A 13,796-nucleotide genomic window follows, 5' to 3' on the forward strand; every position below is an offset into this window, starting at 1 on the left:
ATGGCTAGCACTCCTTTGCTTTCAATTCAGGATCTCGGTGTGGCTTTCCGCCAGGGTGAGCAACTCAATCAGGTCGTCAGCGGGCTTTCACTGCAGATAGAAAAGGCTGAAACGCTGGCACTGGTGGGAGAGTCCGGTTCGGGAAAAAGCGTCACTGCGCTGTCGGTGCTGCGCCTGCTGCCTTCACCACCGGTGGTCTATACCGGCGGTGATATCCGGTTCAACGGCAGTTCGTTACTGCATGCGCCTGAGGCTGAACTGCGCAAGGTGCGCGGCAACCAGATATCGATGATCTTTCAGGAGCCGATGGTGTCACTCAATCCCTTGCATACCATTGAGAAACAGCTGGCGGAAGTGCTGGCGCTGCATCGCGGTATGCGGCGTGACGTCGCACGCGGTGAGATTATTCAATGTCTGGATCGCGTAGGTATTCGCAATGCCAAAGGTCGGTTGAAAGACTACCCGCATCAACTCTCCGGCGGCGAGCGCCAGCGGGTGATGATCGCCATGGCGGTGTTAACCCAGCCCAAGCTGCTGATTGCCGATGAGCCCACGACGGCGCTCGATGTCACCATTCAGGCGCAAATTCTGCTGTTGCTGAAAGAATTGAAACAAGAAATGGGCATGGGACTGCTGTTTATCACCCATAACCTGAATATTGTGCGCCGCCTGGCGGATAACGTGGCGGTTATGCGCCAGGGGCAATGCGTTGAGCAAAACAGCCGGAGCAATCTGTTTAGCCGGCCGCAACACCCCTATACCCAACAATTACTGGCGGCAGAGAACGTGGGCGATCCGCTGCCGCTGCCGGCTGACGCCGCCCCGCTGCTGAAGGTGGAAAACCTGCAGGTCAGTTTCCCAATCAGGCGCGGCTTACTGCGCCGCACTGTGGGTCAGCATTATGCGTTGAAAGATTTAAGCTTTGAGCTAAAGGCCGGGGAAAGCGTCGGGCTGGTGGGAGAATCCGGCTCGGGTAAAAGCACCACCGGGTTGGCATTACTGCGTTTGCTTAACGCCAACGGCTCGATGTGGTTTAAAGGCCAGCCGTTGCACCAGTTCAGCATGAAGCAGATGCTGCCGTACCGCAGCCAGATGCAGATTGTGTTCCAGGATCCCTACTCCGCGCTGAATCCCCGGCTCAATGTGCTGCAAATCATCGCCGAGGGGCTGGAGGTACACCAGAAACTGAGCGCTGAGCAGCGAGAGCAGCGGGTGATCGAAGTATTGCAGGAGGTGGGGCTGGATCCCGCCCTGCGCTACCGTTACCCCACCGAGTTTTCCGGCGGTCAGCGCCAACGCATCGCCATCGCACGTGCGCTGATTTTACAACCTCAGTTGCTGATCCTCGATGAACCGACCTCGTCACTGGATAAATCGGTACAGGCACAAATCCTGACGTTGCTGAAATCGTTGCAACAACGCCACCGGCTGGCCTATCTGTTTATCAGCCATGATTTGCAGGTGGTGCGTTCACTGTGTCATCAGGTGATTGTGCTGCGACAAGGGGAAGTGGTTGAACAAGGTGACTGCCAGACGATCTTTAACTCGCCGGCCGCCGCTTATACGCAGCAGTTGTTACAGCTGGCGGATTAGCGACGGGATTCAGAAAGGATATTGAGCGCTCATCGGCTCGGCAATAGCGGCACCCACGTTTTTTAGCCGACACATGGTGGCGCTTTCATCGCAGCGATGCACAAACAGGCAAGGCTCCCCTTCCCACTCTACGATGGCACAGTCGACCTGGATCTCCTGCAAAGACAGATTAAGCTGTTGCATCACCTGCCAGGCGTCAGCCCCTTCATGGCTGAGCAGTTTCAGTCCAATCAGGTTGTTATCTTCGTCTATTCCGCTGAGCGGAATCGGTTCAACCTTGACGCCGGTAAAACCTGATAGCCAACGATAACTTTGCGGCAAACGATGCACTACCGAAAGTTGGATACTTTCCACATGAAATCCCTAGTTTGAAAAATGAAGCACTTTTTACCTGACAGGGTAACTAAGTTATAGCCGTTGACGCCCGACTCTGCCCCTTATGAATGTTATTTAAATGTAAAATACATCACAAGTGGTTAACTCGCCCCCTGCGCTTGCCGATGTCTTGCTGTTTTAGTGACGCCCTATGGGTCATTTCACGGCATTTTGCGACTCAGCTCGCATTTTTGCGTTATATGTAACCCTTTCCCGCCGCGATCTCAACTCTTTTTTCTTGCAATACGGTTACTTATTGCTCGGCATAATTTTACATTGAGGAAACATTTAGCCTCGCGCCACGACAGTGACTACCAAGCTAACTCATTGACTATAAATGGCCTTAAAACAAATTACCCACTGGTATTAGTCCAGGAAAATAACGGATAGGCGGGTTATCTGCCTGAGCAGACAGAGCATTTTTTTAACAAAAAGAATACAGATAGCGCGCAGGGGATTTAATTAGCGCACTTATGTTTAGCAACAAAGTCTTCATTGCCATTGGATTTCAGAGCAGGCTTGGGCCGAAGGGGATATTTCACCCAGGCCCAACATGACGCTGAGCCTGGATCAGGAAGAAAAGACTAAGGGGTATCAGACGAAGATTTTTGTCGTGGCCGACTGGCATACAGATAGAACAACACCGCAACAATGCTACACAGCGCCATCGAGGAGACCATCGGCCAGGCACTCTTGCCGGGCGCCATTGCCAGTATCGCCCCCACCAACGCACCGATGCTGAAGCGCAAGGTGCCGGCCAGTGAAGACGCCGTGCCTGCCATGTGCGGGAAATCGTCCAGGATCACCGCCATGGCGTTTGAGGAGATCATGGCGATGCACCCCAGATAAACCGCCACGCCCAACACCAACGCCCAGAACCCCAGGCCAATAGCGCTCACTGCCAGTAACCACAGCCCCATCGCCAACTGAACAAACAGCCCCAAACGGAACATTTTGATCGCGCCCAACCGCCGTACATTGCGGCTGTTAACCAGCGTGGTCAGGAACAGGAAAACAATATTCAGCGCAAAATAGTAACCAAAGTGCTGCGGTGAAACATGATTCAGTTCGATATACACGAACGGCCCGGCGCTGAGGAACGAGAACATACCGGCGAAGGAGAAAGCGCTGGCCAGCATATAGCTCAGCACGCGCTTATGGCGGAACAAGGAAGCGAAGTTACCCAGCGTGGTTCGCAGATGGAACTTTTGCCGCCGCTCTTTCGGCAGCGTCTCTTTAATAAAGAACGCCACCAGCAAGGAGCCGATCAGCGCCGCTGCGCCCATGGTCCAGAAAATCGCATGCCAACTGAACCACAGCAGCAGCGCGCCACCAATCATCGGCGCCAGCAAGGGGGCAATGGTCATCACCAGGATGACAAACGACATCATGCGCGAGAACTCGTCCTTGGTGAACATATCGCGCATCAGGGCGTTAATCACTACGCTGGCCGCCGCCGCCGACAGCCCATGCAGGAAACGCAGATTGATCAATTGGTCAATCGACTGCGCCATCGCACAGGCACCGCCGGCAATAGCGAAGATCAGCGTCCCCCACAGGATCACCGGCTTACGGCCAATGCTGTCCGACATCGGTCCGTAGAACAACTGCCCCAGGGCAAAGCCGAGCATATAGGCGCTGAGCGTCATCTGCACGCTGCCCGACTCAACGCCGAACTGTTTGGCAATCACCGGCATACTGGGCAGGTACATGTCGATAGCCAGCGGCATCAGCATGGAAAGCAGGCCCAGAATAAAAATCAAACCGAGGTGAGATGACCGGTTCTGTAACACGTTCGACGACTCCTTCATCAGCCGTAGTCTTGTAATGAATTAATCTTGCAGGTGCGGGGCACCGACGCTGGCGATTTCTTCTTCCGTCAGCGGACGATATTCGCCCTCTGCCAGATCCTCATCCATCACGATGGCACCAATACGTTCGCGATGCAGCTCGAGAACCCGGTTGCCGACCGCTGCGAACATGCGTTTCACCTGGTGATAACGCCCTTCGCTGATGGTCAGGCGCACCAGCTTGTCTTCAATTTGTTCCAGTTGCGCAGGCCGGGTCAGATCTTTTTCGTTATGCAACTGCACGCCTTCGGCAAATTGCTGCGCGGTATCGTCCGCCAGCGGATGCTCCAGCGTCACCAGATAGGTTTTCTCACAGTGATGCTTGGGTGAGGTGATACGGTGCGACCATTGGCCGTCGTCGGTCATCAGCACCAGACCGGTGGTATCGATATCCAGGCGACCGGCGGCGTGCAGCTTGTAGGCCACCGGCTCATCGAGGAAATACAGCACCGTCGGATGATCGGGATCGTCCGTAGAGCAAACGTAACCCTGCGGTTTGTTGAGCATAAAATAGCGCGGGCCGTTTTGGCGTTGCAGTGGGTTGCCGTCAAAGGTCACCTCCTGCTCCGGAGTCAGTTTCAGTGCCCCGCTCTTCACCACTTCACCGTCTACGGTGACGCGTTTTGCCCGAAGTTCACGCGCTACCAGCGCACGGCTAACACCTAACTGCTGAGATAAAAACTTGTCCAGTCGCATTGAATCTGCTTTGCCTGTCGTTGTTATGATCGCATTGATCGTATTGCTAAAATATGACACCCACCGTTACACCAGGTGCAACAGGGCAGGTTCGAAGAGGGGGAAACAGCGATTACTGTCACGCAAGTATAGCGATGGAAACGGCCCCCTGACAGAGGTAATTTCCACGCTTCTCGCACCATCGGTGCTCAGAAGGCATAATAATAGAAATTTTTTAGCCATCAGGGGAGTAAAATGTCACGGTTTTTGTGGGAGCAGATGTTACAAAACCTGTTCCCGGCGGCCCTTCTCAACCCACGGCGTTAATTTATGGCCTTTACTCTACGCCCCTACCAACTGGAAGCGGTCGAAGCCACCATCAAACATTTCCGTCAGCACCCGCAACCGGCGCTGATCGTGTTGCCGACCGGGGCCGGTAAAAGCCTGGTGATCGCCGAGCTGGCGAAGCGCGCACGTGGCCGGGTATTGGTGCTGGCCCATGTGAAAGAACTGGTGGCGCAAAACCACGCCAAATACCGCGCCTACGGGCTGGAGGCCGATATCTTTGCCGCCGGGCTGCAGCAAAAAGACAGCGCCGGCAAGGTGGTGTTCGGTAGCGTGCAGTCGGTGGCACGCAATCTGCCCCTGTTTGACAGTGCGTTTTCGCTGTTGATTATCGACGAATGCCATCGCATCAGCGACGATGACGACAGTCAGTACCAGCAGATTATTCAGCATCTGCAAAAAACCAACCCACAGCTGCGGCTGCTGGGCCTGACCGCCACGCCCTACCGACTGGGCAAAGGCTGGATTTATCAGTATCACTATCACGGTTTTACCCGTGGCGATGCCAACAGTCTGTTTCGTGACTGCATTTATGAACTGCCGCTGCGCTACATGATCAAAAACGGCTTTCTGGTGCCGCCGGAAAGGCTGGATATGCCGATTGTGCAGTATGATTTCAGCCGTCTGGAAGCCAGAAGCAACGGCCTGTTCAGCGAAGTCGATCTGAACCGTGAGCTGAAACAGCAAAATCGCATTACGCCGCACATCATCAGCCAGATCGTCGAATATGCCGAAACGCGTAAGGGGGTGATGATTTTCGCCTCCACCGTTGAACATGCGCGTGAGATCCACGGTCTGCTGCCGCCCGGAGAAGCCGCGCTGGTCAGCGCCGAAACGCCCGCCGCCGAGCGTGATGCGCTGATTGAGGCTTTCAAACAACAGCAGTTACGCTACCTGGTTAACGTGGCGGTACTGACCACCGGCTTTGATGCGCCGCATGTCGATCTGATCGCTATTCTGCGCCCAACCGAATCCGTCAGCCTGTATCAGCAAATCGTCGGGCGCGGGCTGCGGCTGGCCCCCGGCAAGGAAGATTGCCTGATCCTCGACTACGCCGGCAACCCGCACGACCTGTTTACCCCGGAGGTCGGGGTCAGCAAGCCACACAGCGACAGTCAGCCGGTACAGGTGTTCTGCCCCGGCTGCGGCTTCGCCAACCTGTTTTGGGGCAAATGCACCGAGAACGGCGATATCATCGAACACTACGGTCGCCGCTGTCAGGGCTGGCTGGAAGATGATGAAGGCCATCGCGAGCAGTGCGACTACCGCTTCCGCTTCAAAATTTGCCCGCATTGCGGCGCAGAGAATGACATTGCCGCCCGCCGCTGCCACCAGTGTCAGGAGGTGTTGGTCGATCCTGACGATATGCTGAAAGCAGCGCTGAAGTTGAAAGACGCTTTGGTATTGCGCTGTGGCGGCATGGAACTGCAAATCGGCCGTGATGAAAAAGGCGAGTGGCTGAAAGCCACCTATTACGACGAAGACGGCACCAGCACCAGTGAGCGTTTCCGGCTACAGACCCCGGCGCAGCGCAAAGCCTTCGAAATGCTGTTCCTGCGCCCCCATCAGCGTGCGCCTGGGGTCCCTTTTGCCTGGCAAACCGCTGCCGACGTGCTGGCCCAGCAAGCGGCCTTGCGCCATCCGGATTTTGTGGTGGCACGCAAACGTGGGCAGTTCTGGCAGATACGGGAAAAAGTGTTCGATTATCAAGGCCGCTTCCGCCGTGCCAACGAGCTGTCTTGATCCTGACAGCCGGCAAATCAGGCAGGTTTCCATTGCCCTGCGGACGGCTTTCCGTTAAACTGCCGCCCGCTTTGCCTGGGTTCGCCCGGTGCTAAAGCAGGTTATATCCTACGAATTTCAAGCTGTGGCTTGGAAGACAACGGGTAAATCGAACTTGCTACTGGGTCGCCTGTAGCAGGGTAAATTTTCTTTTTAGAGAAAAAACAATGTTCACTATCAATGTAGAAGTACGTAAAGACCAGGGTAAGGGTGCGAGCCGCCGCCTGCGTATTGCCAATAAATTCCCAGCTATCGTTTACGGTGGCGAAGAAGCTCCAGTTTCCATCGAACTGGACCATGATTCTGTTAAGAACATGGAAATCAAACCAGAATTCTACAGCGAAGCAGTAACTCTGGTTATCGACGGTAAAGAAACCAAAGTGAAAGTTCAGGCTGTACAGCGTCACCCGTTCAAGCCGAAACTGGCTCACATCGACTTCCGTCGCGTTTAATCGCAACGAAATCGAACCTTTCGGGACGCCGAAGTAGAAAACGCCGCAATTGCGGCGTTTTTTATTGTCTGCGATCCGGTGAAATTACTTATTGCCGCTGTTCAAACGACGTTGTAACTGGTCGCGCAAGTTTGGTGGCGTTCCTCTGATGGTTAGCGTATCGGTAGCCGCATCCCAGAAAATTCGTTCACCCAACAGCATCGCATCAAAATTCATGCTGATGCCACCGCCGCTGCCGGCAAACTTGGTCAACTGACGCAGCGTGCCACGATCGGCCGGGAAGCTGTCTTCCAGTTGATAACCCTGCTCGCTGGAAAACTGCAGAAAATCTTTCTCGCCCACGGGCGCGATCTCTTTCGACAACTCCTGCAGTTCAATTTCTTCGCCGGCCTGCAGCTGTTCGTTGCAATAGCTGTAAACCTGCTGGCGTACCGACTGGCGCTCATTCTTGTCCAGTTGGGCATCGGCGCAGTAATCGTCTACCGCCTGCAGCAAACCCCGGTTTTGTGCCTTGGTGTCCAGCCCTTCGGCCGCCGCCAGGAAATCCATAAAGAAATCGGAGACCTTGCGGCCCACTCGCCCTTTCAGGAAAGTCAGGTAACGGGTCGACTCCGGATTGGTTTCCCACTCGGTCAGATCGATGCGCGCCACGATATCGGCGTGGTTGATATCCAGATAATGGGTGGTGTTGATATCCAGCTCTTCGTTAACGCGCGAACTGTTGCGGCTATTGAGCACCGCAATCAGCAAATACTCCACCGCCAGGTAGCGGTACTGACCAAACAGCACCACGCCGCCTTCGGCAAAGGGATACTTGGCCAGCTCATCGCGCAGGCGACCGGTCGCCGCACGGCTGAAGGCCAGAAAGTCCTTATCTTCCTTACGGCAGGTACGCAAAGCATCCGCCAGCTCACTGCCTTCATTGAACAGGCCGTAAGCCTTACTCTTGGCACTATAGACACGATGCAGCTCTTCCATCATCTCTTCAACCGCGGCATTGGTGGGCAGCAGTGAATCGCGCAGCACCACGTCCAAGGTTTGCTCATCGCGTTTGACCAACTGGTGCAGAGCGATCTGGTCGATATCCAGACTCATGGTAAATCCTCCTGTTCTTTGAGCGCGTATTCAATCACTGAAGGCCCCAGCCTGCAACTTTAAAGCTGTACTTACATCACCAGAGTTCTATAAATTTCCAGCTCCCATACAATAGGTAAATAGCTGGCAGAACCGATGGATTTCAGGCAACGTGCCGGGAGCCGCACGCGCAACCCGCTACGCTGCGGTTTGAAAGACAAAGGGAATCGATAAAAGAGCGGAAAATCACTGTCCTATACGGTAAGATATGGGACTTTGTCAGGCTTTGAGCGCAATTTTTATGCCACAATCATCCCGTTACAGTGACGAACACGTTGAACAGCTGCTCTCCGAGCTGGTTAATGTTCTGGAAAAACACCATACTCCCACCGATCTTTCTTTGATGGTGCTGGGCAACATGGTAACTAATCTGATCAATACCAGTGTGGCTCCCGCGCAGCGGAAAACATTGGCAAAATCGTTTGCAGAAGCTCTGCAAGCTTCTATTCGTGAAGATAAAGCGCATTAATAATTAATTATGGTGACAAACCGTCAGCGTTATCGTGAAAAAGTCTCCCAGATGATTAGCTGGGGGCACTGGTTCGCCTTATTCAATATCCTGCTGGCCCTCGGGCTGGGCAGCCGCTACCTGTTTGTCACCGACTGGCCCTCTTCCTTGTTGGGCCGGGTTTATGCGCTGGTCAGCCTGTTGGGGCATTTCAGCTTTATCGTTTTCGCCGGTTACCTGCTGGTGATTTTCCCGCTCACCTTTGTGGTGATGTCACAGCGGCTGTTGCGATTTATTTCCGCCGCCCTGGCTACCGCCGGGTTAACGTTATTGCTGGTAGACAGTGAAGTGTTCACTCATTTCCACCTTCACCTTAATCCGGTGGTGTGGGAACTGGTGATCAACCCGGATCAAAGCGAGCTGGCACGCGACTGGCAACTGATGTTTATCTGCGTGCCGGTTATCTTCCTGGTGGAGATGCTGTTTGGTACCTGGAGCTGGCAAAAGCTACGCAGTCTGAACCGTCAAAGGTTCGGCAAGCCGCTGGCCGCACTGTTTATCAGTGCCTTTTTCGCCTCGCACCTGATTTATATCTGGGCCGACGCCAACTTCTACCGCCCGATCACCATGCAGCGGGCCAACCTGCCGTTGTCGTACCCGATGACCGCGCGCAAATTCCTTGAGAAACACGGCCTGCTCGATTCGCAGGAATATGAACGCCGCCTGGTGCAGCAAGGGAATCCGGAAGCCGTTGCGGTGGAATATCCGTTGAACGATCTTAGCTACAGCGACAAAGGCAGCGGCTATAACCTGCTGATGATCGTGGTGGATGGTGTTCGCGCGCAGGATATGAAACAGGATATGCCTGCCCTGACCCGTTTCGCGCAGGAAAATGTTCGCTTCAGCGATCACTACAGCTCCGGTAATCATGCGGATACCGGCCTATTTGGCCTGTTCTACGGTATTTCGCCGACCTATCTGGACAGCGTTCTCGCCGCGCGCAAGCCTTCTGCTCTGGTCAGTGCACTCAGCGCCCAGGGTTATCAGTTTGGTTTGTTCTCGTCTGACGGCTTTAACGCCAGCCTGTATCGCCAGGCGCTGTTGACCGACTTCACGCTGCCGGCAGCAAAACAGCAAAATGATGCGGCGACCACACAACAATGGCAACGCTGGCTGGCTGACCAAAACAGTAATGGTCCGTGGTTCTCCTATATCAATTTCCGTGGTGCTGAACCTGCGGCCAATGAGAAAACACCAGCCCCTGCCGATTTTATTCAGCGCTACCGCGCAGGTGCGCAGGATGTGGATGCGCAAATTGCTCAGGTGCTCAGCACGCTGAAAGAACGCGGTGTTCTGGATAAAACCGTAGTGGTGATAACCGCAGAACACGGCGTTGAATATGATGATACCGGCAAAGGCTACTGGGGAGCGGGCACCAGCTTCAACCAGCAACAGTTGCAGGTACCGCTGGTTATCCACTGGCCGGGCACCCCGGCGCAGACCATCAGTAAGCTGACCGGCCATAACGACGTGATGCGTACGCTGATGCAACGTTTGCTGCACGTGAAAACCAATCCTAATGATTATTCACAGGGTGAAGACCTGTTTACCGCCCAGCGCAGGAATAATTGGGTCGCGACCGGCGACAACAGCCTGTTAGTGATCACCACTCCTACGCAAACCGTGGTGTTGGATAGCGGCGGTAACTACCGTGCGTACGATAAGAACGACAAAGAGATCAAAGACGAGAAGCCACAGCTGGCCCTGCTGTTACAGGTATTGACCGATGTGAAACGCTTTATCGCCAATTAACTGCTTAAAATACAATCAGTCAGTTGGGGGAACTCTTGATTTGAGATTGGGAACGGGTAGTATAATTTTCTATAGCGTCGGCATGTAGCGCAGCCTGGTAGCGCACCGTCATGGGGTGTCGGGGGTCGGAGGTTCGAATCCTCTCATGCCGACCAAATTTGAACACCTACTTTTAAAAGGATGAGAGCCTCCGAAGGAGGTTTGAACCGAGCGCAGTGAGATCACGTTGCTTTAGCAACGGCCCGCAGGGCAAGCATCGAAGATGCTGGTAATCCTCTCATGCCGACCAAATTTGAACACCTACTTTTAAAAGGATGAGAGCCTCCGAAGGAGGTTTGAACCGAGCGCAGCGAGATCACGTTGCTTTAGCAACGGCCCGCAGGGCAAGCATCGAAGATGCTGGTAATCCTCTCATGCCGACCAAAACACCCATAAAAACCAACCCTTAACGGTTGGTTTTTTTATGATTTAAACACGGCATTCACCCGTGATTGAGTTTTTTCCCTGGGGGCAAATGTCGGAACTTTGCGGAATAACACCCAAGATTGAGCCCAAAGAGCCTGTACATCCAGATAGGGTTAAAATAACCAAAAGAAACAATGCCCTTTTCATCCAACGCTCCTTATCTTTTCGCTATCTGGTTATAGCTCATTCATGACTCACTGTCTTTCAACAAACTGTCAGTTTTCGTGAAAATGTCGGCGAGCATGGGCTTTCAGCGCTATCGCTCCAGCCATTCGACGGCCAGTATACGTGCCTCATCCAGACTGACATCCCTGCCTTCTCTGGTGATTGCCGTTTTCAACACATCAATGATATCGGCCTTTTCCGTGGTGCGTTCTTCATTAATTAACACCAAAACCGCATCGCCTATCACCGTACATATGCCGATATACAAAGCTTTTGAATCTTCGAAGCCGCTGCCCATAACTACCTCCGGTTGCAATTTATGCAGATTAACATCTTGCGCCTGACAATGCCCTTACAAGACCCGGTCGGCGCGGGCGGAAAACGAAAAACCCCAGCGATCGTTAAGATTGCTGGGGTTCGTAGACGGGATTAAGCGTCTGTACAACTATATATGGTGCCGGCTACCGGAGTCGAACTGGTGACCTACTGATTACAAGTCAGTTGCTCTACCTACTGAGCTAAGCCGGCTAAATTTGGCGGAAGGACAGAGATTCGAACTCTGGGAGCTGTTACACTCGACGGTTTTCAAGACCGTTGCCTTAAACCACTCGGCCATCCTTCCAATGGGCGCAGATATTAGCGCTACCGTTATGAAATGTCTATCGTTTCATGCAAAAAAAAGCAGGAAAAAGTGCGTTTGGTTAAACTTCATGCCACTGGCGGTTAAAAAATGAAAAACCCCGCCAAGGCGGGGTCGGATTGCTCAACATAACAGCCGTTATTTAGGCTGAGAGTCGTAGTCTGAACAGGTCTGATAACCTTTGTTCATCACATGGCCTGTATCGCTGTAGCTGACAAAATAGGTTTGTACCTTTCCGTCACGTGGCGCTACCGCATAGGTGTCACAGGTACCCTGGGCATGAACCAGAGTAGCTGTAGTTGACGGTGGCCCGGCAATTGCCCGTACCTGCTGTTTGGTCATCCCCACTTTTACGTCACTGACTACCGGCTCATCTACGTAACTGGCGGCCCGGTCATAAGCCGTACAACCGGCAAGAAGGGTGAAAGTCGCTGCGGTGCAAATAGCTAAAACCAGCTTATTCGTCATGGTTTGTCCTCTTGGAGTACGTTTGTTGTACTCTAAGTCTAGAAGAGCGAAGGCTTTTCTACAAATTTCACTTTGTCGATAGGTGCGTTTCTCGCCGCCGCAGTGCCAGACAGCAAAGCCAATCGCACAGTAAAAATGCCAACAAGCTGATGCCCATCATCGGCAAACAGGATCCCAGTAGCAATGTGAGGCTGACAATCAATAGCAGTGGCCCTTTGGGTGTTTTACGCAGCAGCATAAAGGGTGACCGCAGCGGTTTGCGCAGCACTCGCGTTGTGCGACCACGCCACCACATCAGGTATCCCATAACGACCATCGATACCAGGCCGGCGGCAAAGACCACCAGCACCAGTTCATTGGCCAGGCCAAACAGCACTCCCATATGCAGATCGATGCCCCAACGGGTCAATTTTGCTGCCAGCGGGTAGTGTTCGAAGCTAACGCGACTGACAATCGCCATGGTCGCAGGGTCGATAGCCACAGCGTCAACCTGTGTCGGCCAACGGCGATCAATTTCCATCACCGCCCAGGCCTGCCCCGCCGTCGCTGGCTGCTTGATTTCAACCTTCGCGGCATCGATACCGGCCTGTCGTGCTTCAGCCAGCACCTTGTCATATATCGCGGCATCCTGAGGAGAATCCGCCATGGCCATCGGCATCATATGCCGTTGATGTTCCGCATGCTCGCCCACGGGCAGTGCGTCCTGTTTACCCAAAGCCGTCGACAGTGAAGGGGTCGCCCAACCCAACTGCTGGCGCAACACGCTGATATTCTCACCGGCCCACTGTGACCAGGTCAGCCCGGTGGCGGAAAAAAACAGCAGACCAATGAACAGCAGCACGCCGCTCTTCTCATGCAGCCAACGCAAACTGCCACGAACTCCTGTCACCTGCTTGCGCTTGCGAGCCCCCCAGAGGATTAACCCGCCAAGCGCCGCAACCCACAGCCAGGACGCAGCCAGTTCACTGTAGTTGCGCCCGATGTCCCCCAGTAACAGGCTGCGGTGGAATTGGTCCAGCCAGGTACGCAACGGTAATACACCGCTGGTACCATAAACCACCATGGCACCGTGCGTTTGCGCCGTTACCGGATCGACAAACACCGCGACACGTTCTGAATCCTGCAGCCCGGAAACGTTAAATAACACCCGGGTATTTTCGCCTTCGGCTGCAGACGGCCGCACCGCTGAAAGTCTGGCTTTTAACGGGGCAACCGCCTGAGCGGCAATGATTTGCTGCTTTAATGGCAGTGCCGGCCCGGTGCTGCCGTTATACAACTGCTGAGCATACAGACGAGATTCAATTTGCGGTGTCAGGGCATAAAATATCCCGCTCAATGCTGCAACAAGTAAAAACGGCCCGACAAACAGTCCAATATAAAAATGAATCCGCATCATCAACGGAATAAACCAGCTGCGGGTAGTGACCTGCTGATTAATATTCTGCGCAGCGGCAGGCAGCACAGAAATGCGCTCAGACATAATAAGTCATCCGTGATCAAAATGAATAACTTCGAAATCTACCCGATTTATATTCATTTAACAAACAGATTTCTTCTCTGTTTAGCTTAATTCTCATTAATGTTACAATAGC

Annotated in this window: 12 protein-coding genes, 3 tRNA genes and 2 other RNA genes; 8 read left to right on the forward strand and 9 right to left on the reverse strand. The window is 53.7% G+C overall.

Annotated features, from left to right (window positions below; translation table 11 throughout):
• Positions 1-1,593: a microcin C ABC transporter ATP-binding protein YejF gene (yejF, locus tag FCL49_RS12295; RefSeq protein WP_174353828.1), complete on the forward strand. Its 1,593-nt coding sequence runs from the start codon at positions 1-3 to the stop codon at positions 1,591-1,593.
• 9 nt (positions 1,594-1,602) lie between these two features.
• On the opposite strand, the gene FCL49_RS12300 is transcribed toward yejF, so the two are convergent.
• The 3 genes from FCL49_RS12300 to rsuA form a co-directional block, all read right to left on the reverse strand.
• Positions 1,603-1,947: a YejG family protein gene (locus tag FCL49_RS12300; protein ID WP_135317298.1), complete on the reverse strand. Its 345-nt coding sequence runs from the start codon at positions 1,945-1,947 to the stop codon at positions 1,603-1,605.
• 605 nt (positions 1,948-2,552) lie between these two features.
• Complete coding sequence (locus FCL49_RS12305; RefSeq protein WP_129939562.1) at positions 2,553-3,761, reverse strand: Bcr/CflA family multidrug efflux MFS transporter; 1,209 nt, start codon at positions 3,759-3,761, stop codon at positions 2,553-2,555.
• A 39-nt stretch (positions 3,762-3,800) separates the two neighbouring features.
• Complete coding sequence (gene rsuA, locus FCL49_RS12310; RefSeq protein ID WP_174353830.1) at positions 3,801-4,514, reverse strand: 16S rRNA pseudouridine(516) synthase RsuA; 714 nt, start codon at positions 4,512-4,514, stop codon at positions 3,801-3,803.
• Between the two features lie 309 nt (positions 4,515-4,823).
• Here rsuA and FCL49_RS12315 point away from each other — a divergent pair, with 309 nt between their 5' ends.
• A complete protein-coding gene (locus FCL49_RS12315; RefSeq protein ID WP_174353831.1) occupies positions 4,824-6,581 on the forward strand; it encodes a DEAD/DEAH box helicase in 1,758 nt (585 codons plus the stop codon).
• A 206-nt stretch (positions 6,582-6,787) separates the two neighbouring features.
• Positions 6,788-7,072, forward strand: coding sequence for a 50S ribosomal protein L25 (rplY, locus tag FCL49_RS12320; protein WP_085117681.1), 285 nt, complete (start codon positions 6,788-6,790; stop codon positions 7,070-7,072).
• A gap of 84 nt (positions 7,073-7,156) precedes the next feature.
• Here rplY and yejK read toward each other — a convergent pair whose 3' ends face one another.
• Positions 7,157-8,167 carry a nucleoid-associated protein YejK gene (gene yejK, locus FCL49_RS12325; protein WP_130381454.1) on the reverse strand — a complete coding sequence of 337 codons (1,011 nt, stop codon included), beginning with the start codon at positions 8,165-8,167 and terminating at the stop codon, positions 7,157-7,159.
• 280 nt (positions 8,168-8,447) lie between these two features.
• Here yejK and FCL49_RS12330 point away from each other — a divergent pair, with 280 nt between their 5' ends.
• The 5 genes from FCL49_RS12330 (at position 8,448) to FCL49_RS12350 (ending at position 10,889) form a co-directional block, all read left to right on the forward strand.
• Positions 8,448-8,675 carry a YejL family protein gene (locus FCL49_RS12330; protein WP_017893455.1) on the forward strand — a complete coding sequence of 76 codons (228 nt, stop codon included), beginning with the start codon at positions 8,448-8,450 and terminating at the stop codon, positions 8,673-8,675.
• Between the two features lie 9 nt (positions 8,676-8,684).
• A complete protein-coding gene (yejM, locus tag FCL49_RS12335) occupies positions 8,685-10,466 on the forward strand; it encodes an LPS biosynthesis-modulating metalloenzyme YejM (RefSeq protein WP_174353832.1) in 1,782 nt (593 codons plus the stop codon).
• 78 nt (positions 10,467-10,544) lie between these two features.
• Positions 10,545-10,621 (forward strand) — tRNA-Pro (locus tag FCL49_RS12340).
• Between the two features lie 4 nt (positions 10,622-10,625).
• A non-coding RNA gene (locus tag FCL49_RS12345) (RtT sRNA) lies at positions 10,626-10,755 on the forward strand.
• A 4-nt stretch (positions 10,756-10,759) separates the two neighbouring features.
• A non-coding RNA gene (locus FCL49_RS12350) (RtT sRNA) lies at positions 10,760-10,889 on the forward strand.
• A 298-nt stretch (positions 10,890-11,187) separates the two neighbouring features.
• Here FCL49_RS12350 and FCL49_RS12355 read toward each other — a convergent pair.
• The 5 genes from FCL49_RS12355 to FCL49_RS12375 form a co-directional block, all read right to left on the reverse strand.
• Positions 11,188-11,394 (reverse strand): DUF2767 family protein, encoded by a 207-nt coding sequence (locus FCL49_RS12355; protein ID WP_153859701.1) that lies wholly within the window; start codon positions 11,392-11,394, stop codon positions 11,188-11,190.
• Between the two features lie 154 nt (positions 11,395-11,548).
• Positions 11,549-11,624 (reverse strand) — tRNA-Thr (locus tag FCL49_RS12360).
• 6 nt (positions 11,625-11,630) lie between these two features.
• Positions 11,631-11,718: transfer RNA gene (locus FCL49_RS12365), tRNA-Ser, on the reverse strand.
• A gap of 156 nt (positions 11,719-11,874) precedes the next feature.
• Entirely contained in the window at positions 11,875-12,204 is a 330-nt protein-coding gene (gene osmE / locus FCL49_RS12370) for an osmotically-inducible lipoprotein OsmE (protein WP_017893458.1), read from the reverse strand.
• Between the two features lie 67 nt (positions 12,205-12,271).
• Positions 12,272-13,684: a PepSY-associated TM helix domain-containing protein gene (locus tag FCL49_RS12375; protein WP_174353833.1), complete on the reverse strand. Its 1,413-nt coding sequence runs from the start codon at positions 13,682-13,684 to the stop codon at positions 12,272-12,274.
• Positions 13,685-13,796: the final 112 nt, after the last annotated feature.

Source organism: Serratia proteamaculans (assembly GCF_013337185.1).
Taxonomy (GTDB): domain Bacteria; phylum Pseudomonadota; class Gammaproteobacteria; order Enterobacterales; family Enterobacteriaceae; genus Serratia; species Serratia proteamaculans_D.

Coding starts and splice junctions, on each gene's coding strand:
- yejF (WP_174353828.1), top strand. CDS start 1: ATGGCTAGCACTCCTTTGCTTTCAATTCAGGATCTCGGTGTGGCTTTC.
- rsuA (WP_174353830.1), bottom strand. CDS start 4,514: ATGCGACTGGACAAGTTTTTATCTCAGCAGTTAGGTGTTAGCCGTGCG.
- FCL49_RS12315 (WP_174353831.1), top strand. CDS start 4,824: ATGGCCTTTACTCTACGCCCCTACCAACTGGAAGCGGTCGAAGCCACC.
- rplY (WP_085117681.1), top strand. CDS start 6,788: ATGTTCACTATCAATGTAGAAGTACGTAAAGACCAGGGTAAGGGTGCG.
- yejK (WP_130381454.1), bottom strand. CDS start 8,167: ATGAGTCTGGATATCGACCAGATCGCTCTGCACCAGTTGGTCAAACGC.
- FCL49_RS12330 (WP_017893455.1), top strand. CDS start 8,448: ATGCCACAATCATCCCGTTACAGTGACGAACACGTTGAACAGCTGCTC.
- yejM (WP_174353832.1), top strand. CDS start 8,685: ATGGTGACAAACCGTCAGCGTTATCGTGAAAAAGTCTCCCAGATGATT.
- FCL49_RS12355 (WP_153859701.1), bottom strand. CDS start 11,394: ATGGGCAGCGGCTTCGAAGATTCAAAAGCTTTGTATATCGGCATATGT.
- osmE (WP_017893458.1), bottom strand. CDS start 12,204: ATGACGAATAAGCTGGTTTTAGCTATTTGCACCGCAGCGACTTTCACC.
- FCL49_RS12375 (WP_174353833.1), bottom strand. CDS start 13,684: ATGTCTGAGCGCATTTCTGTGCTGCCTGCCGCTGCGCAGAATATTAAT.